At 48.0% G+C, this 22309-nt stretch carries 24 protein-coding genes and 2 pseudogenes; 13 read left to right on the top strand and 13 right to left on the bottom strand.

Annotated features, from left to right (window positions below):
* Positions 1 to 21: 21 nt before the first annotated feature.
* Positions 22 to 630 carry a GntR family transcriptional regulator gene (locus SD71_RS03935; RefSeq protein WP_268747707.1) on the bottom strand — a complete coding sequence of 203 codons (609 nt, stop codon included), beginning with the start codon at positions 628 to 630 and terminating at the stop codon, positions 22 to 24.
* A gap of 175 nt (positions 631 to 805) precedes the next feature.
* Here SD71_RS03935 and SD71_RS03930 point away from each other — a divergent pair, with 175 nt between their 5' ends.
* Genes SD71_RS03930 through SD71_RS03920 form a run of 3 tightly spaced genes read left to right on the top strand, consistent with a single transcriptional unit; the run spans position 806 to position 3953 of the window.
* Complete coding sequence (locus SD71_RS03930; protein ID WP_041059958.1) at positions 806 to 1876, top strand: tartrate dehydrogenase; 1071 nt, start codon at positions 806 to 808, stop codon at positions 1874 to 1876.
* On the top strand, positions 1876 to 3174 hold the full coding sequence (locus SD71_RS03925; RefSeq protein WP_052475921.1) for an MFS transporter: 1299 nt from the start codon (positions 1876 to 1878) through the stop codon (positions 3172 to 3174). The genes SD71_RS03930 and SD71_RS03925 overlap by 1 nt, the downstream gene beginning before the upstream one ends.
* Before the next feature lie 8 nt (positions 3175 to 3182).
* On the top strand, positions 3183 to 3953 hold the full coding sequence (locus tag SD71_RS03920; RefSeq protein WP_407637514.1) for a maleate cis-trans isomerase family protein: 771 nt from the start codon (positions 3183 to 3185) through the stop codon (positions 3951 to 3953).
* Between the two features lie 46 nt (positions 3954 to 3999).
* Here the strand turns inward: SD71_RS03920 and SD71_RS03915 are convergent, their stop codons facing one another.
* Positions 4000 to 4866, bottom strand: coding sequence for a DUF2935 domain-containing protein (locus tag SD71_RS03915; protein WP_052475925.1), 867 nt, complete (start codon positions 4864 to 4866; stop codon positions 4000 to 4002).
* 226 nt (positions 4867 to 5092) lie between these two features.
* Here SD71_RS03915 and SD71_RS03910 point away from each other — a divergent pair.
* From SD71_RS03910 to SD71_RS22845, 4 genes and pseudogenes are all read left to right on the top strand, one after another.
* Positions 5093 to 5475, top strand: a pseudogene (locus tag SD71_RS03910) (YmaF family protein).
* Between the two features lie 93 nt (positions 5476 to 5568).
* A complete protein-coding gene (locus SD71_RS03905) occupies positions 5569 to 6351 on the top strand; it encodes an MBL fold metallo-hydrolase (protein WP_235426981.1) in 783 nt (260 codons plus the stop codon).
* Between the two features lie 388 nt (positions 6352 to 6739).
* Positions 6740 to 7111, top strand: coding sequence for a helix-turn-helix domain-containing protein (locus SD71_RS03900; RefSeq protein ID WP_041059951.1), 372 nt, complete (start codon positions 6740 to 6742; stop codon positions 7109 to 7111).
* 121 nt (positions 7112 to 7232) lie between these two features.
* Complete coding sequence (locus SD71_RS22845) at positions 7233 to 7391, top strand: anti-repressor SinI family protein (protein WP_082034023.1); 159 nt, start codon at positions 7233 to 7235, stop codon at positions 7389 to 7391.
* Here the strand turns inward: SD71_RS22845 and SD71_RS03895 are convergent.
* Positions 7388 to 7714: a helix-turn-helix domain-containing protein gene (locus tag SD71_RS03895; RefSeq protein WP_041059950.1), complete on the bottom strand. Its 327-nt coding sequence runs from the start codon at positions 7712 to 7714 to the stop codon at positions 7388 to 7390. The genes SD71_RS22845 and SD71_RS03895 overlap by 4 nt on opposite strands.
* 262 nt (positions 7715 to 7976) lie before the next feature.
* Here SD71_RS03895 and SD71_RS03890 point away from each other — a divergent pair, with 262 nt between their 5' ends.
* Positions 7977 to 8216, top strand: coding sequence for a hypothetical protein (locus tag SD71_RS03890; RefSeq protein ID WP_052475919.1), 240 nt, complete (start codon positions 7977 to 7979; stop codon positions 8214 to 8216).
* Positions 8217 to 8269: 53 nt separating this feature from the next.
* Here SD71_RS03890 and SD71_RS03885 read toward each other — a convergent pair whose 3' ends face one another.
* The 3 genes and pseudogenes from SD71_RS03885 to SD71_RS03875 all read right to left on the bottom strand — a co-directional run bounded on the left by SD71_RS03885 (position 8270) and on the right by SD71_RS03875 (position 12168).
* On the bottom strand, positions 8270 to 8560 hold the full coding sequence (locus SD71_RS03885; protein WP_041059995.1) for a DUF6509 family protein: 291 nt from the start codon (positions 8558 to 8560) through the stop codon (positions 8270 to 8272).
* 73 nt (positions 8561 to 8633) lie between these two features.
* Positions 8634 to 10411: pseudogene (locus SD71_RS03880) on the bottom strand (ABC transporter ATP-binding protein).
* Positions 10411 to 12168 (bottom strand): ABC transporter ATP-binding protein, encoded by a 1758-nt coding sequence (locus SD71_RS03875; RefSeq protein ID WP_041059991.1) that lies wholly within the window; start codon positions 12166 to 12168, stop codon positions 10411 to 10413. The pseudogene SD71_RS03880 and the gene SD71_RS03875 overlap by 1 nt, the downstream one beginning before the upstream one ends.
* Positions 12169 to 12323: 155 nt before the next feature.
* Here SD71_RS03875 and SD71_RS03870 point away from each other — a divergent pair, with 155 nt between their 5' ends.
* Positions 12324 to 13931, top strand: coding sequence for a gamma-glutamyltransferase family protein (locus tag SD71_RS03870; protein WP_041059948.1), 1608 nt, complete (start codon positions 12324 to 12326; stop codon positions 13929 to 13931).
* Positions 13932 to 13993: 62 nt separating this feature from the next.
* On the opposite strand, the gene SD71_RS03865 is transcribed toward SD71_RS03870, so the two are convergent.
* Positions 13994 to 15385 carry an amino acid permease gene (locus tag SD71_RS03865; RefSeq protein ID WP_152619329.1) on the bottom strand — a complete coding sequence of 464 codons (1392 nt, stop codon included), beginning with the start codon at positions 15383 to 15385 and terminating at the stop codon, positions 13994 to 13996.
* Positions 15386 to 15564: 179 nt separating this feature from the next.
* On the bottom strand, positions 15565 to 16557 hold the full coding sequence (locus SD71_RS03860; protein WP_041059941.1) for a lipoate--protein ligase: 993 nt from the start codon (positions 16555 to 16557) through the stop codon (positions 15565 to 15567).
* A 170-nt stretch (positions 16558 to 16727) separates the two neighbouring features.
* On the opposite strand from SD71_RS03860, the gene SD71_RS03855 reads away from it, so the two are divergent.
* Positions 16728 to 16976 (top strand): hypothetical protein, encoded by a 249-nt coding sequence (locus SD71_RS03855; protein ID WP_041059939.1) that lies wholly within the window; start codon positions 16728 to 16730, stop codon positions 16974 to 16976.
* Between the two features lie 88 nt (positions 16977 to 17064).
* On the opposite strand, the gene SD71_RS03850 is transcribed toward SD71_RS03855, so the two are convergent.
* Entirely contained in the window at positions 17065 to 17985 is a 921-nt protein-coding gene (locus tag SD71_RS03850) for a hypothetical protein (protein ID WP_041059936.1), read from the bottom strand.
* A 300-nt stretch (positions 17986 to 18285) separates the two neighbouring features.
* Between SD71_RS03850 and SD71_RS03845 the strand changes: the two genes are divergently transcribed.
* The 3 genes from SD71_RS03845 to SD71_RS03840 all read left to right on the top strand — a co-directional run bounded on the left by SD71_RS03845 (position 18286) and on the right by SD71_RS03840 (position 19736).
* The gene (locus tag SD71_RS03845; RefSeq protein ID WP_235426980.1) at positions 18286 to 19014 is read left to right on the top strand and encodes an RNA polymerase sigma factor; all 729 of its coding nucleotides are present in this window, start codon (positions 18286 to 18288) and stop codon (positions 19012 to 19014) included.
* Positions 18974 to 19219, top strand: a complete 246-nt coding sequence (locus SD71_RS25785) for a VOC family protein (protein ID WP_326998692.1) — start codon at positions 18974 to 18976, stop codon at positions 19217 to 19219. Before SD71_RS03845 ends, SD71_RS25785 begins: the two co-directional genes overlap by 41 nt.
* Before the next feature lie 79 nt (positions 19220 to 19298).
* Positions 19299 to 19736 carry a VOC family protein gene (locus SD71_RS03840; RefSeq protein WP_041059934.1) on the top strand — a complete coding sequence of 146 codons (438 nt, stop codon included), beginning with the start codon at positions 19299 to 19301 and terminating at the stop codon, positions 19734 to 19736.
* Positions 19737 to 19797: 61 nt separating this feature from the next.
* Here SD71_RS03840 and SD71_RS03835 read toward each other — a convergent pair whose 3' ends face one another.
* The 4 genes from SD71_RS03835 to SD71_RS03820 are packed head-to-tail and all read right to left on the bottom strand — an operon-like array spanning position 19798 to position 22238.
* Positions 19798 to 20556, bottom strand: coding sequence for a spermidine synthase (locus SD71_RS03835; protein ID WP_235426979.1), 759 nt, complete (start codon positions 20554 to 20556; stop codon positions 19798 to 19800).
* A gap of 18 nt (positions 20557 to 20574) precedes the next feature.
* The gene (locus SD71_RS03830; RefSeq protein ID WP_041059929.1) at positions 20575 to 21159 is read right to left on the bottom strand and encodes a DNA-3-methyladenine glycosylase; all 585 of its coding nucleotides are present in this window, start codon (positions 21157 to 21159) and stop codon (positions 20575 to 20577) included.
* Positions 21159 to 21803 carry an alpha/beta hydrolase gene (locus tag SD71_RS03825; RefSeq protein WP_041059926.1) on the bottom strand — a complete coding sequence of 215 codons (645 nt, stop codon included), beginning with the start codon at positions 21801 to 21803 and terminating at the stop codon, positions 21159 to 21161. The genes SD71_RS03830 and SD71_RS03825 overlap by 1 nt, the downstream gene beginning before the upstream one ends.
* A gap of 27 nt (positions 21804 to 21830) precedes the next feature.
* On the bottom strand, positions 21831 to 22238 hold the full coding sequence (locus SD71_RS03820) for a DoxX family protein (RefSeq protein ID WP_082034022.1): 408 nt from the start codon (positions 22236 to 22238) through the stop codon (positions 21831 to 21833).
* Between the last annotated feature and the right edge of the window lie 71 nt (positions 22239 to 22309).

The following is a 22309-nucleotide window of genomic DNA, read 5'->3' as shown; positions in this document are numbered from 1 at the left end:
CGCTCTTCGGTTACGCTCTATTTATTTCTGTTTTTCATGCACCGCCAAACAGAATTCGAGATCATTCTGCAAATGTTCTTCCATCAGTTGTCGGGCTTGATCGCTATTACCATTAACAATTGCATGATAGATCTTCTCGTGTTCCTCTTGCAGATGCGGGCGGTCGTAGAAAACAACATCATGCCGAAACAGAAGGATCAGCGTTCTCATTTTCTCATAAGCGTCCAACATGTAAGAATTACCGCAGGCTTCCATGATCGTGTCATGAAAGACGGTGTTATAGTGCATCGCGTCTTCTTTTGAGCCCGTCTTGGCTTTCTCTATGCATTCAGGCAGAAGCGCCTTTTTGTCATCCGATAAATTCCCCGCCGCTTGATAAGCCCCATAACCTTCCAACAACATCCGCATGCTGTAGATTTCGCTAAGCATCGTATTCGTCGGCTTAATGACCCGCTTTTGCATGACTAACCCGTCTTGTTCCAGGCGTCTTAACGACTCGCGAATAGGCGTGCGGCTCACATTCAATATCGCTGCCAGAGACTCCTCGGTGATCTTCTGTCCGGCTGCTAAAGTACCGTCAAAAATCATTCCCCTTATAATCTCATAGGCTTGTTGATAAGCAGGCTCCACTTTTCTGATGGACTGAATGATAATCACCCCGGCGGCGAAGTTGTTAAAAAATTATAGCCTAAATAAAAGTAGAATACTAGATTGCATTTTGTATACAGAATACAGTATTCTTTTCTTAAGCTCAGAAATGTAAAAACTGCGTAAAGTGCATTCCGTTGAGGAAAGGGAGAATACGATGAAAAATATTGAAATCGCTGTCATACCCGGTGATGGAATAGGTAAAGAAGTTGTTCCTTTTGGAGTGAAAGCGTTAGAGCTGGCGGCTGAAATCCACGGAGGACTGTCATTTAAAATGCAAGAGTTCCCATGGAGCTGCGAGTATTATGTAGAGCATGGCCGTATGATGCCGGAGAATGGGATCGATATACTTAAGAACTTTGAAGCTATTTTTCTAGGAGCGGTAGGACTTCCGAAAACGGTTCCCGATCATGTGTCTCTCTGGGGTCTGCTGATCGCTATCCGCAGAGAAATGAAGCAATACATCAATCTTCGCCCAGTCAAACAAATGCGCGGAGTCCGTTCCCCATTAGCAGATCCGAAGGGCTTCGATATCCTTGTCGTGCGTGAAAACGCCGAAGGCGAATATTCCCCGATCGGCGGCCGCATGATCGCAGGCAATGATGAGATTGTCGTGCAGAACGCCGTCTTCACACGCAGCGGTACGGAACGCGCGATACGGTTCGCTTTTGAAGCGGCCGGCAAACGCGACAGAAAGTTTGTAACAAGCGCAACCAAATCCAATGGAATCATTCACTCTATGCCGTTCTGGGATGAAGTTTTTGGACAAGTGGGCCGAGAGTTCCCTGAAATCCAGCAAACCTCTACCCACATTGACGCCCTAAGCGCATTCTTCGTGACAAAGCCTCAGACGCTTGATGTCGTCGTCGCGTCGAACTTGTTCGGCGATATTCTGACGGATTTGGGTGCGGGAATCATGGGCTCGATCGGAATTGCTCCTTCGGCGAACATTAACCCTGACCGGAAATACCCTTCGATGTTCGAACCGGTACACGGCTCAGCTCCTGACATTTACGGTAAAGGCATTGCCAATCCGGTCGGTCAAATGTGGACAGCCAAAATGATGCTGGATTTCTTCGGCTTCGAGGATGTCGGCCAGCTGTTGCTTGACTCGATCGAAGATACGATGGAAGCAGGAATCATTACCCCTGATCTCGGCGGTAAAGCGAGCACAACCGAAGTGGGAGAAGCCATTCTCACCAAATTCAAGGAGAGGGGCCGTCGCTAATGGCAATGGCACAACCGAGTGTAACTGCTCAACCGACTGTGGCAAATAAGCAGCGTTATTTAACTCTGGGAGGGGCGTGGGCAGCTTGGCTGTTCGACGCCTTGGACGCAGGCATTTTCGGATTCGTTATGTTAGCGATTGCAACAACGTTCTCCGTCCAATTGGGAGATGTCGTCTCTACCATCGCTTGGTTTCTCCTCGCGACCGGGATCGGCGGATATCTCCTCGGAGGCATTTCAGACAAAATCGGTCGTAAAACCACGATCCTTGCCTCGGTACTGGCGTACGGCACCGGTACTTTGCTTTGCGGATATGCGGACAGTGTCGCGGAGTTGAACGTTTATAGATTCATCGTCGGGGTTGCCGTGGGTGGATTATGGTCCGCAGCCGCATCTCTCGTATCCGAAATTTGGAAACCCGAAGGCCGTGCCAAAGCGATCGCTTGGATGCAGACGGGCTGGTCCGGCGGACAGCTGCTCGCGGCGGTATTCGCATGGACGATTTTGAACCCTCATGATCCGGAATCCTGGCGGCATCTGTTCCTTTATTCAAGTATTCCGGCCTTTGCGACCTTCGTTTATATCCTTATTTTTGTGAAAGAGTCTCCCGTATGGTTGGCTAACCGGGAATTCAGGAAGAATAATGCGGGCAACAATAGTATTTTTGAGATTTTCAAGCCGCAATATCTGAAAGCTACGTTATTGGCGCTGACCATTTCCATACTGGGGATGTACGGATACTGGATTATAACTGCCTTCACGCCTGCTTTTCTGCAGAATATTCTGAAGGTTCGAATTGATCAGGCACCTGTGTTCCTCGTGTGGACGGGCATCGGAGCGATCATAGGCTATATCGTCTTCGGCTCTATGGCTGAGAAACTCGGCCGCCGTAAAACCTTCGCGATCTTCTTCATCGGCATGACGTTGATGATACCTGCATTTACCTATGCGGTGAGCCACATGCCGTTGACGGACGGCAAGCTTGCGTTCACGGCTCAGAATGTTATGATTCTAGGGTCCTTGTCTGCCCTGCTTGGTTTCTTTACCGGCTATTTCAGCGGGTTCGGCGCTTGGTATTCCGAGTTGTTCCCGACGAGCATTCGATCCACCGCATCCGGCTTCTGCTTTAACTTCGGCCGGGTGGGCGCAATTCTCGGCATTAAACTCGTGCCTTTCTTGATTCCGAAAATCGGATTTACCTATACGATCACCCTCGCTTCAGTGTCCTACTTGATAGCCGCCGTTATGGTATTCACGCTAAAAGAAACCAAGGGGACGGAATTAACAAGCGGAAATTAAAGAAAGAGGTGTCTAAAATCAGTAAAAATTATAGAGTTGGTCTGATCGTACCGAGTTCTAATACAACCATGGAGACGGAAATTCCGGCAATGCTTCAATCTCGTGCTCCGCAATTTCCGGAGGAGCGATTCACCTTTCATTCGTCACGTATGAGAATGATGCATGTAACGCCGGAAGAGCTGCGTAAAATGGACGTGGACAGCGACCGATGCGCACTTGAGCTAAGTGATGCGAGATGCGATGTACTTGCATATGCCTGCCTTGTTGCGATCATGTGCCAAGGGCCCGGTTATCACACCGTTTCAGAGGAGCGTCTCTCCAAAGTAGTGGAAGAGAACAAGGCACCCGCTCCGATCGTCAGTTCTGCAGGTGCGTTAATAGAAGGTATTCATGCTCTCGGTTTCAAAAAGGTTGCGATTATAACCCCTTACATGAAGCCGTTGACCGCTCAGGTCGTCGATTATATTCAGAGTGACGGCATTGAAGTTACGGATTCTATCAGCCTTGAGGTCTCGGATAATCTGGAAGTAGGCCGTCTGGATCCGCTGAACTTGATCGAGCATGCCGACCGTCTCGATATCAGCCAAGCCGATGCCATTGTATTGTCTGCCTGTGTACAAATGCCGTCTCTGGCAGCGATTCAAAAGGTTGAGGATCGGCTGGGCAAACCTGTTTTGTCTGCGGCTACCGCAACCGTCTATTCCATATTAAGTAATCTCGGGCTTGAGCCCGTCGTCCCAAATGCAGGCTATCTTCTGTCCGGCAAATTCAAAGGTTAATAGAGTTATGATTTCAAAAAGAGGGAGAGCCGATGGGCTCTCCCTTTTAATCGGATCTGCCGGATTGCTTTAAAACAAGTCTGTGCTGGAGCACCTTAATAATCAGAAGAAAATGTTCCGCCTCACGCACCACATGATCCGCCAGAAGCGGGTTAATTACATTTTTGATTTGGCATGTACGAATGAAGTCCAACCCTGCTTTCTTGAAATTCCGCAGCTCGACTGTTGCACTTTCGCTGTCCTTATTCATTTTCGAAATAATTGGATAGGTAGGCTGCTTGTTATAGAGCATTGACTCCACATCACGCGCCTGACCTAGTAACACCTCGAAATCGTCTCCGAATTTCCTTGCCTGGTTAACCAAATTTCTCTCCGATTGATCAAGAAGGCTGCTGATAAAACGTGAGTGCTCCATCATGATCCTGAGCCAAAACACATTCTCGCTAATAATGGCATCTTGTATGGGCTCCATGATACCCTGATTAAACTTCATGAGGTTTCTCACAAAATATTCAGCTTCCCGTGCGATATGGTCGACGAGCAATGGGAAGTTATAGCCGGCAACTTTACAGTTTATGATGAGTATTAGAAGGTTTCTTTTAAAGTTTCGAAATGCGCTTGCGGTTCGGATGCTTTCCTCGTTAAGCGCGCGAACGGCCTGTACGGTTTCGGGAGTTTTGTGCGCTCTCTGCAGAAGCTGATCAAAATAATGAAAAAATCTGTCCGCTTCCTGAATTAATTGCGTGTCGCCCTTGCTGAATCCTTCACCTAGAAATAGAGCATGCTCCTTCATAATTCTCAGCCAGAAGCGGTTCTCGGTCAGCGATCTTTCAATAAACAACTTCTCGGTTAAAGACTCAATTGGTGCGGCTTTCAACTCCGGCGGTAATAACAACGCACGTTGCGGATCCATTTCATATGTTCCCGGCGCGGGTGGGTACACGGCCTCACCTCCATATCAAAACATCATCAATAATGATACGAGAGACAGCTTATCCAATATTCCGATATTCTGTATATGTAAAAAAGACCACCATAAGCAGCGTAATACTCCAAAAAAAATAGGTGTCTATCTATGTTCATAATTTGGCATTCACCATAGTCTAGAACAAATCAACTAAGTGATAAGGAGATGTATAATGGAGATCCCAGTCACCGGATTGGTTGTTTGTTCGCTGGAGTCTGACGGCCGCCATTCCCATAAGCTTTATATCACCTCATGGGACGGCAGGCCCGTTCATGTACATGAATTTGCCGGCATTACTTCTTATGATGTCGGTCATTCCCATGAGTACGAAGGGTTCACTGCTCCTGCGCCGACCGGAGTCGAGCACGTTCACGAGTATCATACAGTCACTTCCTTTGACGACGGTCATACACACGTCATCAGGGGCACCACCGGACCGGCGGTTCCGATTCCGGGAGCGACCACTACCACGTATTCGAAGGTCGTACCATGGTAAACGGACGCACTCCCCACACCCATGCCTACCAAGGAAGAACCGGTGGTGAAGAGATATAGCGCACAGGCTCAAAATCATGGTTCTGGAAGCAATCAAGGAATATTTCCAAATGAATCCATGCACACTACTCCATGAAATGGAGGGAAGCTTGGATGGAAGATCTTCCTGCAGATATCACGTATTTGAGAACCGCAATTGCGAATGTCGTTTTGGTTGGCGATCAGAGTTCAAAGGATTGGGTGTTGGTAGATACCGGCATTAAAGGTTATGCCGATAAGATATTAGAAGCGGCAAAAGAACGATTCGGACCCGCTCCGCCAAAAGCGATTATCCTAACCCACGGCCATTTTGACCATATTGGATCACTTGAGGGTTTGCTGGAATCATGGAACGTGCCGGTATATGCTCATGAGAGAGAATTGCCTTTCCTTACCGGCAAAGACGATTACCCTGAGCCTGATCCGACGGTCGGAGGCGGTTTGCTGTCGCGCATATCGCCTCTATTCCCTCGTTCGGGCATTGATATCAGCGGGCGGGTACATGCGCTTCCTGCTGATGGAAGCATTCCTCGGATGCCAGGCTGGCGTTGGATTCCTACTCCCGGACATACGCAGGGCCACATCTCCCTGTTTCGGGAGTCCGACAGGGCGCTCATCGCAGGAGACGCCTTTACCAGCGTCAAAGAAGAATCACTGATTGCCAATCTCACTCAAGAGGAAGACATCCATCGTCCGCCCGCTTACTTTACCACGGATTGGGATGCCGCATGGGAATCGGTGAAGAAGCTGGAAGCTCTGAAGCCGCTTTACGCCGTAACCGGACATGGTCCCGCCATGGCTGGGCAAGAGCTCCAAACCTCGCTGGCAAGGCTTGCGCGTGATTTCGAAACGATCGCGATTCCAGAACACGGCCGCTATGTTCATCAGAACGATTGATCATTTAGCAAGAACAAGGTTGCGGTCATTTTATCCGTATCCATTCGTTGTCGCCTCGCAAAAACAATTGATAAGGACATTTCAGACGTATCCGGCTCTAGCGGTCCATCAATTCAAAAAAGACCATATGCGCGGCGAAGGCGCATATGGTCTTTGTATTATTGCTTTCAAGACTATGCGTCTGAACAATACATCTGAACAATACTGTGGTCGGTTCTATATCAATCGTTATAAGATGTGTATTATCCATATAGATATCAAAGTTTACATTTAATAATTTTGAATATTTTTGTAGTAAATAGGTGCAAATCTCCAAAATTTGTTTTACTATAATGTAATGATACACACTGTATCTAGCTATTCATGTGCGAAAGGAGCGCAAAAATTGATGTCATCAATCGGCCTACGAATTATATCTCTGCGTGAAAGAAATCATTTAACACAGGAAACTTTAGCCGGCAGTCTGGGCATCTCGCGCGCATCTCTCTCTCATTACGAAAAATTGCGAAGAGAACCCGATTTCAACACGATTCAGAAGATCGCCGATTACTTTAAAGTTTCCGTCGATTATTTGCTCGGTCGCACGACAAACCCGAACATGGTGCTAGATGACAATGTAAAGGATTTTGTAGATCACCTGGAACTGTCGGATCGCAATATTATAGAAAAGTTTTCACTTGTAATCGATGGGAGGGGGTTATCCGAGGAGGAAGCTAAGTCGTTCATCGCTTTTGTTCGTGCGGAGCGATCGATGAAGTAGATCATACCTAAGTGCTGAAGTTCAATAAATGTGTATTTTGCAGCAAAACCCCATTGATTTCGGTACGAGATCATGACATAATAACGATACAGATTGTATCGAATATTCAGGGGGATTTTCTGTGAGCGTTACGAAATCGATGGACATCGAGGAATTGGATTTAGAGTGGATCGATCTTATGCTTACGGCTCGTAATATGGGCCTTAGTATAGAAGAAGTGCGCGCTTTTCTCAGAGAATCCGGCGAACCCCGATCAGACCAAGAGGCGAGTCGACGTTAGGGACGGTTCATTTTCCATTTGTTGAAATCCAGGAATTCCCGGAATTGCTGCTTATCCACGCCTGAAGCCATGGCTTCCTTGACGATGTCGTACCATTCCTGATCCAGCTGTTCATCCTTCGCAGTTGTTTCAGGATCAATCAACCGTTCGACCGGCACCTTTAATACTGCCGCGATCTTCTCTAAGAACAGAATCGACGGGTTTTTCTGAATATCCCGCTCCAGACTGCTGATATATGACTTCGCAACACCGGCCCGCTCCGCCAATTCCGTAAGCGACATGCCTTGTTGTTTCCTTAGCTGCTGTACACGTTTACCGATCATCCGGATCTTCCTTTTCGAATGAAGTAATGACCTTCAGAATGTTGATTTTATTATAGCAGAATTCATTAAAACGAACAATTTTCTTATACGTGAGCAATTAAGGCAACCCCTAGTGGAAAATCAGAGCTCCGTACCGGAGCTTTTTGATACATTTTGGATCATTTTTTCTGTTGTGACGGTCTTAAACTCCCGCTCATCAGCGAATTGTATAGTAGAGGGACTTTGACCGCAGTCAACCTATGGAGGCAAAGGGGGGAAGATAATGAACATGCATCAAAAAAGTCCAGGATTTTACCGCACAAGCTTTTCTCAAAGCTCCACCATGATTCCGGATGAGAAAGTTCAGGCGTTCATCGATCATTTGACGCATTCGGACAGCTCCGCTCTGGATGCCTTCAAATTAACCCTTGACGGAAGAGAACTCACGGAAGAGGAAGCCAAACGGTTCATTGCATTCATCCGCAGCGAGATGAACGCGATGACCAATCTGCCGCAACGTTAGTGCTTAAAAAAAGGAATCCGCCTGAATCAAGGCGGATTCCTTTGTTGTGTGCGTCATGATTCCGGCAAGTGTTCTCTGCAGAACTCGGCGATCACCGCGGCCTCTTCAGTTTCCATATCGAAATCAAGAACACGGTCCGTCGATCTCTCGATGAAATCATAGCTCACGATGTCCTGCTGATTCTCATCCGCTCTGAAAATAACCCTCGCATATATTCCATTTTCGGAGTATAGCTCATCTTCCTCCGGGATTTCGAGATCCAGCAAAAACTCGTACCGCTTGCCGGATAAAATCCCGAACGGGTCTTTCACCAGCTCCGCACTGTAATTCGTAATCGTCAGCATGATTACACCCTTTCCACCTTTTCCGGCAGCCATCGTTTCCAAATCAACCATACGCTTAATATTCAAGTTTTAGTTACAAAGTATTACTTCCTAATACCGGGGCAGGATGGGCCGGTGCTCTTTCCCCTTTTTGCAGTTGATACATTTTGAAATAGCGGCCGCCCAAAGCCATCAGCGTCTCGTGATTGCCCCGCTCCACGATCTCGCCGCGATGCAGCACCAGAATCTGATCGGCGTCGCGAATCGTTGATAATCTATGTGCGATGACCAATGTCGTTCGCCCTTCGCTGACTACTTTTAACGCTCGCTGAATAAGCCCTTCCGTCTCGCTGTCTATACTTGCCGTCGCTTCATCCAATATCAAGATAGACGGGTCGAAAGCGAGCGCTCTGGCAAAGGAAATGAGCTGCCGCTGCCCGGATGACAACGTGCTGCCCCTCTCCACAACCGGTTCATCATAACCATTCGGGAGCTGCTCCACAAACGGTGCCGCTCCTACGTCCCTCAACGCCTTTTCACCTGTTCCATTGAAATGTCCCGATTATACAGGCTCACATTAAATTTGATATCGCCGGCGAACAGATACGGATCCTGCAGCACAATGCCCATGTGCTTCCGAAGCGCTTGCTTGGACAATGTTGAGATGTCGCGGCCATCAATCGTTATTTTCCCGCCACCCGGTTCATAGAAGCCGAGCAGCAGGTTCATAATGGAGCTCTTCCCGGAGCCTGTATGCCCGACCAGCGCAACGGTCTCCCCTTTACGCGCCTCGAACGAGATGCCTTTCAGAACATTGTCTTCGGCTTTATAGGCAAATGTGACGTTGTCGAATTTGACTTCACCTTCCGGACGGCTGACACGGTCGGTTTGCGCAACGTCCAAGCCGTCCATATCCATGATGGCAAACACCTTCTCAGCGGATACGAACGCTCTCTGCGCATTTGTCAGTTGGTCGAAGATGCCGATAATGGGATGGAAAATGCGGCCTAAGTAGTCGATAAAAGCATAGAAAACACCGTAAGCGATCGCCGTAGACAGCGACTCCCTGCCGAAATACCAGATCACCATAGCGGTAACCAAGCCGCCTACTGTGCTCACGATATTCCGGGAAGACAACGAGAAAACCCTGAACTGCTTGAGTTGATTCGCATAGCGATCTTCATTCAGCTGCTCAAATTCGTCCCGCGTCCGCTTCTCCCGGCGGAATGCCTGAATAACCGGCATGACGATGATCGACTCGTTAAGCATAGCGTTCATGTCGCTCAGGCGGGCGCGCATGATGGAGATGTATACCTTGGAGTATTTCAAATGGATCCGCATAATCAACGCGAACAGAGGCGGCAGTAGCAAGCAGAGCAAGGCCAGCCGCACATCCAGAATAAAAAGTGCCGTGTAGATGCCTGTCAACTGGACGATGCTCACGACGAATGTGGCCATAAAACTCATGAACAGGTCGCGAACCGCCTCCGTATCGTTAGCGATTCGCGATACGACCTGACCGATCGGCGTGTTATCGAAATACCGCAGCGGAATACGGTTAATGTGCCGCATGAGATCCATACGCATGTTTTTGATGATCTGTAACGCCGTAGATTGCAAAATGTACGATTGTGTAAAATTAGCGACGCTAGCAATGAGCAGCAGCCCGAGATACAAGCCTAACAACGCGAGCACCGGCGCAAGTTCGCCCGTCTCGGCATCAAGATGATTATCGATGATCGTCTTGATAATGAACGGACCGCCAAGCTCCGCGACGACCGCACAGCAAAGAATGAGCAGCGCGCCGATAATCCGGTATTTATAGACAAGGGCATAAGCGAGAAGTCTTCTCGCCGTAGATTGATTCGGCATCACATACCTCCCGTTTCTTCTTCCAGGCTGGCTTCCATCTGCTGGCGCTCCCACTGGTCCTTGTACCATCCGCCGAACAGGATTAACTGGTCATGGGTGCCTTCCTCGATGATCCGTCCTTCGTCCAGGACCAGGATCCAGTTGGCATGGCTGACGGCAGATAGACGATGCGTCGTGATCAGTGTCGTTTTACCTGCGCGTTCTATGCGGATGTTATGAAGAATTCGGCTCTCGGTGCGTGCGTCCACCGCAGACAACGCATCGTCCAGCAGCAAAATCTCGGAATCGATCAGAAGAGCCCTTGCGATCGCCAGACGCTGCTTCTGCCCTCCCGACAACATGACGCCGTTCTCACCGACAATGGTGCCGAGCCCCTCAGGCATTTGGGATATATCTTGCGTAAAAGAAGCCATCTCCACCGCTCTGTCAATCTCATCGGCCGAAGCATCCGGCTTGCCTAATGCGATGTTGTCGCGAATCGATTTCGAGAGCAGCAAGTGCTCCTGAGGCACATAGGCGACCCAGCCTTTGATTTGATCCAAGGCAATCCTCTCTGCAGGGATTTCGGAAATGAACAGCTTTTCCGGCTCAACCGGATATTGACGCAGCAATTGCTTCAGCAGCGTACTCTTACCGCTGCCCGTTTTGCCTACAATGCCGAGTGTTTCTCCCCGCTCCAAGCGGAAGGAAATGTGATCAAGGCTCGGATAGCCCGAATTTGGATAAGTAAAAGATAAGCGTTTCATCTCGATGCTTTCCGGCACTTCGATCGGGACCGGCGCTTCCACGTCCTCCACATCCGCCTTTTCAGCCAGCGTCGTCTCCAGACGGTCAGCCGAAGCGCTGCCCCGCTGCAGCACATTAATGAACTCGCCGAACGCGATCATAGGCCAGATCAACATTCCGAGATATATGTTGAACGTAATCAGCTGTCCCAGCGTGATCTCATCTTGAAAAACGAGATATGTCCCATAGCCTATACCGATGGAATAGCTCATTCCGACGATCAGCGAAATGACCGGATGAAAGAGCGCGTTAATCAAGGACACGCGTTTATTTTTATTCCGGACGTCTGAGGTCACTTTGTCGAACGCGGACAAATCGTTATCTTCCTGCACATAGGAACGAATGACACGAATGCCGGAAATGGATTCCAACGCATGGTCATTCATGGTCCCAAAGGCGGCCTGCGCTTGAAGAAAGCGTGTCCTCATCTGTTTGCCCAGCTTATTGATGACCAGAGCGAGAAAAGGCAGCGGGATGAGAGCCGCAAGCATTAATTTGAAGCTGATGAAGGTTATCATTGTAATGATGACCACAGACGCTCCTACGAGTGTGTTCACCAGTGTCATTACACCGTATCCGGAAGTCTGGCCGATCGCCAATACATCGTTGGTGGCCAAAGCCATTAACTGGCCCGTGCTGTTACGCTGGAAAAAAGCAGGCTTCATTTTCGTCAAATGCTCGAGAAATCGCCCTCTCAGAAGTTTTTCGAGCAGCGCCGAGTTCCCGAACAAAGTCGTAATCCAAAAATAGGTCATCACATACAAAAGCAGCGATAAGCATACAAGCCATAGAATGGTCGCACTCAACCCGGAGGAGGTCAAGTCTCCATTTTTTATATGGTCGATCGTGTTTCCTATCATTTTGGGAGGGATGAGATTGAGCAGACTGACACCCGTCATGAAGCCGATTGCAAGAACATAGTAACGCCATCTCCATTTAAAAAACCAAAGCAGCCGGGTCACAAATGACAAAGGGCTCACCACTTTCCTCTTTCCATTTTGGCACAGCATAGATTTTACAGTTTCATCCTACTCGCGTCTATGCGAACACAACAAAAAAACCCGCATTCGGGTGTGAAAAATGAATTATAATCCAATCAATTAGATTGATACTGCGGGAGGTAAATTTGATGAACTTCGATGCATTATCCTATCCCTATTCCTCTCAACGCACGGTTTCCTACGCCAAAAACGGCATGGTGGCGGCGTCGCAGCCGCTCGCTGCACAAGCGGGGCTGGATATTCTGAAAGCGGGCGGCAACGCGATCGATGCAGCCATTGCGACAGCCGCTTGCCTAACGGTCGTGGAACCGACTTCCAACGGAATCGGCGGAGACGCATTCGCAATCGTCTGGACCGATGGGCAGCTGCACGGCCTGAATGCGAGCGGCCCCTCCCCTCAGAGTATCTCTATTGACGCAGTGAAACAGGCCGGTTATGAGCAAATGCCAAGCTATGGCTTGATTCCCGTAACCGTACCCGGCGCTCCGTCAGCCTGGGCGGCTTTATCCGAACGGTTCGGCAGACTGCCGTTAACGGACGTACTTAAACCGGCAATCTATTACGCAGAAAATGGTTACCCGGTATCGCCCACGCTGAGCGTTTCCTGGAAAATTGCCTTTAGAAATTATAAGAAAGCAGGCGGCGCAGAGTTTGAACATTGGTTCACGACATTTGCGCCGAATGGAAGAGCTCCGGAAATCGGGGAGCTCTGGAGATCGCCCGGCCATGCGCGCACGCTCAGAAGTATTGCGGAGACGAAAGCCGAATCGTTCTACCACGGAGAATTGGCCGACAAAATGGATGCCTTCTCCCGAGCGCATGGCGGTTTTCTCCGAAAAGAAGATCTGGCCGCCTATTCTCCCAAGTGGGTCGCTCCCATTAATGTGCGCTATAGAGGATACGATATTTGGGAAATTCCGCCTAACGGCCAAGGATTAGTTTCTTTGCTCGCTCTTAACATTTTGAAAGGCTATGATTTCCCTGCCAGAGATACGGTTGACAGCTTCCATAAGCAAATTGAAGCGATGAAACTGGCTTTTTCGGACGGATTAAAGTACATAACTCAAATGGATAAAATGAGTGTCTCCATAGAGGAGTTGTTATCCGTAGCATATGCGCAGCAAAGACGCGCGCTGATTGGGGAGAAGGCGCTTGAGCCGCTTGCGGGAGAGCCCGGGAGAAGCGGGACCGTCTATCTTGCGGCAGCGGATGGGGAAGGCAATATGGTATCCTTCATTCAAAGCAATTACATGGGTTTCGGATCGGGAATCGTCATCCCGGACACCGGTATTTCGTTGCAGAACAGAGGCCATTCCTTCTCACTGAGCCCTGATCATAACAATCGTCTGGAGGGCGGGAAGCAAACCTACCATACGATTATTCCGGGATTCATGACGAAGGAAGGAAAGGCGGTAGGCCCGTTCGGCGTCATGGGCGGTTTTATGCAGCCGCAAGGTCATGTTCAGGTGGTGATGAACATGCTCGACTTCCATCTCAATCCACAAGCTGCGCTAGATGCCCCGCGATGGCAGTGGATCAAGGGCAAAACCGTTGAGATCGAGCCCCGCTTCCCGGATCACATCGCTCACAGCCTTGCTCGTAAAGGACATGACATGAGAAGAGCTCTGGATACGCGATCTTTCGGTAACGGTCAAATCATTCTGCGAGCGGACAATGGTATGTTAGTCGGAGGCACGGACTTCCGCACGGATGGTACGATTGCAGTGTGGTAGAAACTTAAAGCCTTCCGCCAACCAGGTCCGAAAAAATCAAAAAATAGCGGAACTCAGTTGCTTTAATCCTTGAAACGGCAATCCTTGAGCGGGACGATCCGGGTACGATATTTCAACTTGTAACCTAAATACAGTATCAAGAACAACGGCAATCCGATGTAAGTGGCGGCCACACCCGCCCATTGGATCTGCCCGCTGAGAAATTGCGCATAGCCCTGTCCGAGCATAACCAGAGAACAAATCACGAAGGCAACAAGCGGTCCGAAAGGGAACCATCGCGCCCGGTATGGCAGCTCATCCAAACGATGACCTTGCGCAATGAATGCTTTGCGGAACCGGTAGTGGCTGATGGCAATGCCGAGCCATGCCAAGAATCCGCTCATTCCGGAAGCGTTAAGCAGCCATACGTAAACAACGCCTTGACCGAACAAGGAAGCCAGAAAAGCGAGCATTCCGATCGCCGCCGTTACGGCCAGGGCAGCTGTCGGGATGCCTCGTTTGTTAATAAACTTTAACCATGACGGTGCTTTCCCCTCTCGCGCGAGTACCCAGAGCATGCGGGTTGAAGCGTACATGCCCGAGTTCCCTGCGGACAATACGGAAGTCAGAATAATGGCGTTCATCACTGAAGCTGCGAATGCGAAGCCTGCCCGTTCGAATACGACCGTGAAGGGGCTCACCGCGATATTTTCAATTCCGGATTGAAGCAGAAGCGGATCCCGGTAAGAAATCAGCATACCGATGATCAAGATAGACAAAATGTAAAAAATAAGTATCCGCCAAAAAATCTGCTTGATCGCCTTCGGCACATTTTTCTCAGGTTCCTCGCTTTCCCCCGCCGCAACGCCGATCAGCTCCGTGCCCTGGAACGAAAATCCCGCAGCCATGAACACGCCGAACACGGCTAAGAACCCTCCCCGGATCGGCGCCGCCCCTTCAGTGAAATGGTGAAAGCCGACTGCTTTCCCACCCATGATTCCCAGAATCATGAGCACGCCGACCACTATAAAAATCACAACGGTCACGACTTTGATCAAAGAGAACCAGTATTCCGATTCCCCATAAGCCCGTACGGATAAGTAGTTGATTCCTGCCATAATGGCAAGAAACACAGCGCTGCACGCCAAGGTGGATACATCCGGCAGCCAGTATTTGACGATGATACTTGCGGCAGCTATTTCTGCGGCTATGGTAATCGCCCAGTTGAACCAATAATTCCATCCCAGCGCGAAGCCAAATGCGGGGTCGACGAATCTCGCTGCATACGTACTGAACGATCCGGTCACGGGCATGTACGCGGCCATCTCGCCCAAGCTGGTCATGAGAAAATAAACCATGAATCCGATTGCCGCATAAGCGAGCAGCGCGCCGCCCGGGCCGGCCGAAGAGATCGCTCCCCCGCTGGCGAGGAACAATCCGGTTCCGATGGATCCCCCGATTGCAATCATCGTCATATGCCGGGCCTTCAGGCCCCTAACCAGCTGTCTATCCGCTTGCGTACGCTGTTCGCTCAGGATGATTCCCCCTTGGAAAGAATGATTCTATCCTTTGCATTACCACTATTTTCAATCCAGCAACTCTGCAGACATGAAAAACCTCCCCCGTATAACAGGGGAGGCAGTGTGCCAAGTCGTTAAATTATCAAATCCAACCATTGTTCTTTCGTCACGGGTCCGCAATAAAATTGCAGGTCAACTTCATCAATCAGCTCTTTCAGAGCGGTTGCCTCATAGCGCGTGCCGCTAAATTTAGCAGCCAGCTCGCTGACGTCACCCCGGCCGAAGAAGTCTCCGTATATTGTTGCGTCTATGATAATGCCGTCTTTTACCTGAAGGCGGACATCGAAGGTACCCGCTCCTTCAATCCGCTTCGTGTGGCGCACGTTGAAGGCGGGAGATTGTCCATAGTTCCAATCCCAGTTACGATAGCGCTCCTCTGCAAGCTTCCTTACATTGGCCCAATCCTGCTCGCTCAAGTCGTAGTATGGAATTTCACTGTGTTCTTCGAAAAGAGCCTCTAACAACCTCTGCTTGAATTGTTCGATGGTCATCGGCTCCGCGAGAAATTCAGAGATATTCGCTACCCTGCTGCGGATCGACTTTGTTGATTTGGAGGAGTACTTCTCCGCGTTGGCTTTCAATGCGGAAACGACATTGTCGATTTCGGAATTAAAGAGCAATGTGCCGTGGCTGAACATTTTCCCTCTTGTTGAGAATTGCGCGTTACCGGATATTTTGCGTTCACCGACTTGAAGGTCGTTTCGTCCCGTTAATTCCGCCTCTACACCGAGCTTCCGCAGCGCGTGAACGACGGGTTCGGTAAACTTCTTAAAGTTATGAAACGACTTTCCGTCATCTCTCATAATAAAACTGAAATTCAGATTTCCTAAGTCGTGGTAAACTGCGCCGCCGCCAGAAAGTCTGCGAACGACATGAATACCGTTTGCCTCAACATATTCGGTGTTGATTTCCTCTAGAGTATTCTGGTTTTTGCCGATGATAATCGACGGTTCGTTAATATAGAAAAGCAAATAATCGTCATCGCTGGGCAGAGAACGCAAGATGTATTCCTCTAATGCCAAATTCAACGACGGATCCGTGATATTGTTGTTGCTAATAAAGCGCATGGCTGTCCCCCCGCATCCTAATTTCTAGGTCTATTTTATCATACAAACTTGATCCGGCTAACACAGCATATTGACTTGGGAAATAGATCCTTATTTCATGGGTTTTTCCATAATTAAGTGATATGATACAATATGTATCGTAAATTTTCTCAATAAGGAGAGGATAACGCGTGAAGAAGGTACTTTTGTGGGTGATGGGGCTTCTGCTTTCTATGTCCGGCTTTGCTTCCGCACATGCCGGTGAGGATTATGGAAGTAGATATTATCCCCTTTTAGTAGACAGGTGTTCAAATCCGACACTACGGTCTACTTCAAGGGGATTTTTTAATGCGGAGAAAAGGCAGGACTCAATAAAGCTTTATTTCACTCGCCTGAAAAGCGTGATCATTACAATTCCATGGAAAATTAAACAACCTTAACCCGGGGAATACCGAGTCAAGGTTGCTTAATAGGCTTGATAATGGTGGCGGCCGTAATGGTCGTGAAATTCTGATGATGTGATTGGCTTTAAAATTCAGAGTTATTATACTCATCCAATGTGGACATTAAGTATAAAATATTAGATCTTTCTGCTTTGGTCAGCACTGACCATGGGCTTACGTTCACGGATGACAAAGCTGCATCTGCGGCGATAATTGTTGAGGCTATGGGGGCGATATCAGCGCCATTGATAGCGTTTAACTTCACAGCCAGCAACTGTGCAGCCAGCTTGTTATACCCGTTTGACGATCCTCCTTCAAAACTCTTGAAAGTGAGAACCTCTACTGCAAATGCTGCAGTGTTAACAGTGACATTGCCTAAAGTGATAGGGAGATATTGGGTAACGACATCTTCATTATTGCCATTAAAACCCGCATGAGTTTTCCAATAGCCGATGGTTCGCGGACTAGTAGGTGTTTTAGGCGGGACTTCTATTGCCGGACAACCTGCTCGCTTAGAGTATTCAAAGTACTCAGGCCAATTCTTATCTGTCATAGGGACGCCTCGACCCCATACAGTAATGAGCTGACCATTTTCATCCTGAACCTTAGCAAAAACAGCCAACGCAATTAAATCGGGGTTTAAATTACTATAGCTAAAACTATCTATTTGCCGTGTAAAATCACTTGTTACAGTCCTGCTAATCGAATATAGGCCTGGTTTAGGCGTATCTCCCGGACTATTCGGTAATTCTGAAGGAACATTAGCTACTGCGACATTGTAGTTTAATATCTTCATTGTGTCAGACCATAAGTACGTTTCTACAGAAAGATTATTATCATCGTTGCTGACTCTGATCGCTCCGATTTGCCCATTATTGGATACTAACTCAATAATGGAACAACATTCGAGCTCGACGCCTTTAGATGGTACTGCCGCATAGACTGCCGTCCCTAATAAGCCAATAATAAATGAGAATACTATAAACAGAACACCGGTTCTTCTCAATTTAAATCACCTCATGATTTTAATGGATGGATATAACTACGCTCAAACATTCACACTAATATCTTCATTCATTCCCTCCCATTATTAATATTAAAATAATTGTTCGTTATTAAGAACTAAGTTCCACTTTAACACAACTTTATTCAAAATTCTGTCAAATCATACTTGTCGAAACACAATTCTTTCCACGAACCTCCGTAGTCTATGACGGCTATACCATTGTTATTTTTCTGCTTTCCTATTAATGGAGGAAATCGCACACCGCTGGAGAACAACTTAAACAGTGGACGGTGATATTTAGTGAAAGAAAATACACCTCGGACCGATCAAGAACTCATAAGCGACGCGCAAGCCGGCGACTTGGGTGCTTTTCGCGCCATCGTGCTTCGCTATTCCAATGCCCTGCTTTCCGTTGCATACAGCGTTTTAGGGGATTTCCATGAAGCCCAAGATGTTACGCAAGAGTCTTTTGTGAAATGCTACAATCATTTACATACATTGAATGACCCCTCGCGGTTGGGGAGCTGGCTCTATTCGATCGCGTATCGAACCAGTCTAGACTTCGCAAAAAAGAAAAAGACAACAATGCCTTACATAGAAGCGATTACCCAAACATCGCGCGACGTCGATTCCTGGCTTGATCAGCATGAACTTCAAGAAGCGATATGGAGCGCGTTACAGACGTTAGAGGAAAAAAGTAAATCCGCTGTCGTACTTCACTATTTAAGCGATTGGCCGATGAAAGACATCGGTCAATTTCTGAATCTATCCGTATCCGCAGTAGAAAGCCGCATTCGCCGCGCCAGGGAAACGCTGAAGCTCCACCTGTCCGCTGATTTCGAGCCTTTTTTCCGAACGTATCGGCTGGGTCGTGATTTCGAGCAGAGGGTTGCCGAGCAAGTGTTGAAAAGAATGGGGCATTTCTATATCCCGGTTACAAATAAAAAAACAAACGATAGACTGGTTCGTGCGTCACTTTCATCTGGGAATGAGCGCTCATGGCAATCTGCAATTGGAATCGGGTCATGAACTGTATTTGCTTGAATGTGATTCTCATTTTCCAAAAGAAATCCCGGTGCTGACTTTCTCGGTGTCCGATGTTGAAGATTTATGGTTACAGTTAAATAAGGACGGCGTTAAAATCGAGCCCCTCGAAACCGATAAATTATTCGGTAAGCTTTTTGTTTTCTATGATGTTGACGGTAACAAATATAATGCCGTGGAATTGAAATAAAAATTTTACGGCTACGACGGATTTGATCAATTGGTATCGTCTATATATCGAATCTACTAAATAAGAGGTGAACTGAAAAATGGCGGAAAAAACATCACAAGAATCGGAGAAACAGCAGCTGGCACAGAAACCAATGCTAAAGAGGGTTCTTTGCAACTACTTACCCGTGTCCAGCTTGGAGCGCGCTGCCAAATGGTATGAGGAGACTTTCGGATTAACGGTCAGGAAGCGCGAACCGGATGGAGCTATTCTTGTCCTGGGAGACGGTCAGTGGCTGTTCCTGATGGAAACCGTCGACAAGAGAAACGCAAACTTTATTACTAACCAATGGGACGGCGAAAATTACGAAATGTTCTCACTGACATTCGAAGTGGAGAACATCGTGGAGCTTCATAAGAGGCTGCGCGAACATGAAGTCGATGTTGAGTCGTTGGTCGACCACGGCAGCTGCGGTTTGCAGTTTAAATTCAAGGACCCGGATGGAAACAAATTTAACGTGTGGCAAGACACTGTATGATCGTAAACCACGACAAAGCTCTTCCCTTTTTAGGAGAAGAGTTTGTTTTTTATATATCGTGCTAGCCGTCCATGATGAGATGTCCTTGTCCTAGATCGATCTCAATAAAGCCGCCCATCTCGTTCGGTTGAAATTCTATTGTCCTGTTGCTGCCGGCAATAATGATATTCCCGGTGTCGGCGGCATTCGCCCCTGGCAGGAAGAACGCTCTAGTGAACCTATAAGCTTCTTTCAGTGTGCTGAAGATCGCGTCAGTATACCTGTCGTTTTTTGCTTTTCCCATAAGATTCATGATAAAAAGACCCTGGGAGTCAAGCTTTTCGCTGGTCAATTTGAAAAACTCCAGTGTTGTAAATTGCATAGGCGTACCCTTTTGAGTAAATGCGTCCATAATAATAAAATCGTACGCCTGCGATTCTTCATTGCTGAGAATCTCACGGCCATCTCCAATGACGACATTATCCATCCGATAATTAAAAAATCGCCTGCTAACCTCCAGAACTTGTGCGTCAATTTCTGCGACTTTAATACGCTTGTCGGGATAATGGCCGGCAATCATCCCGATCCCATGCCCAATAATGAACACGTTCTGGAAATACTCTGCGTTGAACTCCATCAAATGAAATACGGCTTTCTGATATTCCAGCACGACACGCTCGGGATTCTTCAAGTCAACGACGCCCTCAATGGCCTCATCCGCAAACCGTAAGCAGCGAAATTTCCCCAGCTTTCCATATAACTCGGTTGTCTCGAACACCACAATCTCGTTGAACTTGCTGAGCTCTTTGGCGAGTATATGCAAGCTATCGAACCCCTTCAATTAAAGGTTTCCCCGCGCTCATTTCGAGACGAATGGATTTCCCAACTCCCAATAACGCCAAGGATAATCTCTGGCTTCACCGCTATTGTCAATTCCTATCCGAGGACCCGTCATTATGGCGTTGACCTCTCTTCCTTCCGCAATAAAAAGCGGACGTTCGAAGAGCGGCCTGCCGTAATCCTCTTTCGTAATCCCTAACGATCTGGCGAGTTTGCCCGGTCCGTTCGTAAGATCTTGTTCTTTCTTCACGTATCCGCGGCGTTCATACATCAGTTCGATGCCTGTAACTGGCTGGACGGCTCGAATCAAGACGGCCTCCGGCTCGCCTGCCTTACCGCTTACGACATTAATGAGCGTGTGAGTATGCATCACATACACGTACGCGTAACCCGGCGGCCCGAACATGACTTCAGTTCTTGGAGTTCTCCGGTTGCCGAAGCTATGCGCGGCGCGATCTTCCGGTCCGACATAAGCTTCCGTCTCCACAATCCATCCTGCGGCCGTACCCGATTCCGTTTCCTTCACAAGCAGCATGCCGAGTAGTGCAGGGGCTAAATCAAGCGCGGATTGTTGAAAAAATGAAGCATCTACAGGCTGAAGCATTAGATACCGGCGTCCCCTTTAAGCCAATTCACAAAATCCTGTTGGTTCTCTTCGGACACGCCATGATCGGTCGGGTAGGTTTTGAACGTCAGGTTGGGTGTCAATTTCTGAAAATAGGCCGCTGTTTCATGTCCGACGCTCAGCGGGAATACCGTATCGAATTCCCCATGAGAGACAAACACCGATAAGCCTTCGACGCTTCGGGTCGGATACTCTGTCTTCACGAATTCCGGAACATAACCGTTTAACGCAACGATTCCTTTTAATTGATCACCCATCATAAGCGCAAGTGTCATGGACAAGATCGCACCCTGGCTGAAACCGAGCAAATAACGTTTATTCAAGTCAATCGGGTACTTTTCAGTGGCATAACCAATAAAGGTTTCCAATTGCTGAGCGGCACGATCAAAAATCTCACGAATAGGATTTCCTAGACTTTTCAGCTCATAATACTGAAAACCGGCCCCTAAAGTCAGATCGCCTCGAATTCCGATAATAATAAAATCTTCGGACAACGGTGCCACTAGACCAAACATATTTTTCTCGTTGGATTCTTTTCCATGGAGCGTGAAGATTGCGGGATATTTTTTGTTCGGATCCATATTGGACGGCAGATGAATTTCGTAATGGTAAGCTGGTTTCATGAGAGTCGATCTCCTCAATATCGTGGTTTATGCACTTCGTTTTTTCATAAACAAGTGATCAATAGACAGCGGTGCAGGCTCGGCAACACTCAAATAAAGCGCGGCCATCATAAAAGCGAGATCCAACTCGTAGCCGGCCATTTGGCCATTACCGAGCAAACCTGCCGAAAGCTTCATCGTAATAATAGCACCAATAAGCATGATAATAAAAAGAACCGATACATAACGCGAAAAGAGACCGATAATAAGCAAAATGCCGCCAATCAATTCAAGCACTGCCGCGATATAAGCCAAGAATCCGGGGACACCCATAGAGTCGAACCAAGCATCCACATTTCCCAATCCCATTTGGAATTTGCTGATTCCATGCGCGAGAAACAATATACCCATTACTATACGTATAATGGTCGTTACGATTGCTGTTTTTGTCATCACTTTCTCCACCTCAGTTGTATTAGTAATAATCATAAAAATTTCATATGAGTAATATAAATGTTTTCATACTG

It is taken from the genome of Cohnella kolymensis, assembly GCF_000829465.1.
Taxonomy (GTDB): Bacteria; Bacillota; Bacilli; order Paenibacillales; family Paenibacillaceae; genus Cohnella; species Cohnella kolymensis.
The sequence above is the reverse complement of the archived record's forward strand: the minus strand, read 5'-3'. Positions and strand labels throughout refer to the sequence as shown.

Bases quoted from the DNA above. Each gene is read 5' to 3' on its own strand.
- SD71_RS03930 (WP_041059958.1), top strand. From the start codon at position 806: ATGAAAAATATTGAAATCGCTGTCATACCCGGTGATGGAATAGGTAAA.
- SD71_RS03925 (WP_052475921.1), top strand. From the start codon at position 1,876: ATGGCAATGGCACAACCGAGTGTAACTGCTCAACCGACTGTGGCAAAT.
- SD71_RS03915 (WP_052475925.1), bottom strand. From the start codon at position 4,866: ATGGATCCGCAACGTGCGTTGTTATTACCGCCGGAGTTGAAAGCCGCA.
- SD71_RS03905 (WP_235426981.1), top strand. From the start codon at position 5,569: ATGGAAGATCTTCCTGCAGATATCACGTATTTGAGAACCGCAATTGCG.
- SD71_RS03900 (WP_041059951.1), top strand. From the start codon at position 6,740: ATGTCATCAATCGGCCTACGAATTATATCTCTGCGTGAAAGAAATCAT.
- SD71_RS03895 (WP_041059950.1), bottom strand. From the start codon at position 7,714: ATGATCGGTAAACGTGTACAGCAGCTAAGGAAACAACAAGGCATGTCG.
- SD71_RS03890 (WP_052475919.1), top strand. From the start codon at position 7,977: ATGAACATGCATCAAAAAAGTCCAGGATTTTACCGCACAAGCTTTTCT.
- SD71_RS03885 (WP_041059995.1), bottom strand. From the start codon at position 8,560: ATGCTGACGATTACGAATTACAGTGCGGAGCTGGTGAAAGACCCGTTC.
- SD71_RS03865 (WP_152619329.1), bottom strand. From the start codon at position 15,385: ATGACGATGATTGCAATCGGGGGATCCATCGGAACCGGATTGTTCCTC.
- SD71_RS03860 (WP_041059941.1), bottom strand. From the start codon at position 16,557: ATGCGCTTTATTAGCAACAACAATATCACGGATCCGTCGTTGAATTTG.
- SD71_RS25785 (WP_326998692.1), top strand. From the start codon at position 18,974: ATGAGCGCTCATGGCAATCTGCAATTGGAATCGGGTCATGAACTGTAT.
- SD71_RS03840 (WP_041059934.1), top strand. From the start codon at position 19,299: ATGGCGGAAAAAACATCACAAGAATCGGAGAAACAGCAGCTGGCACAG.
- SD71_RS03830 (WP_041059929.1), bottom strand. From the start codon at position 21,159: ATGCTTCAGCCTGTAGATGCTTCATTTTTTCAACAATCCGCGCTTGAT.
- SD71_RS03825 (WP_041059926.1), bottom strand. From the start codon at position 21,803: ATGAAACCAGCTTACCATTACGAAATTCATCTGCCGTCCAATATGGAT.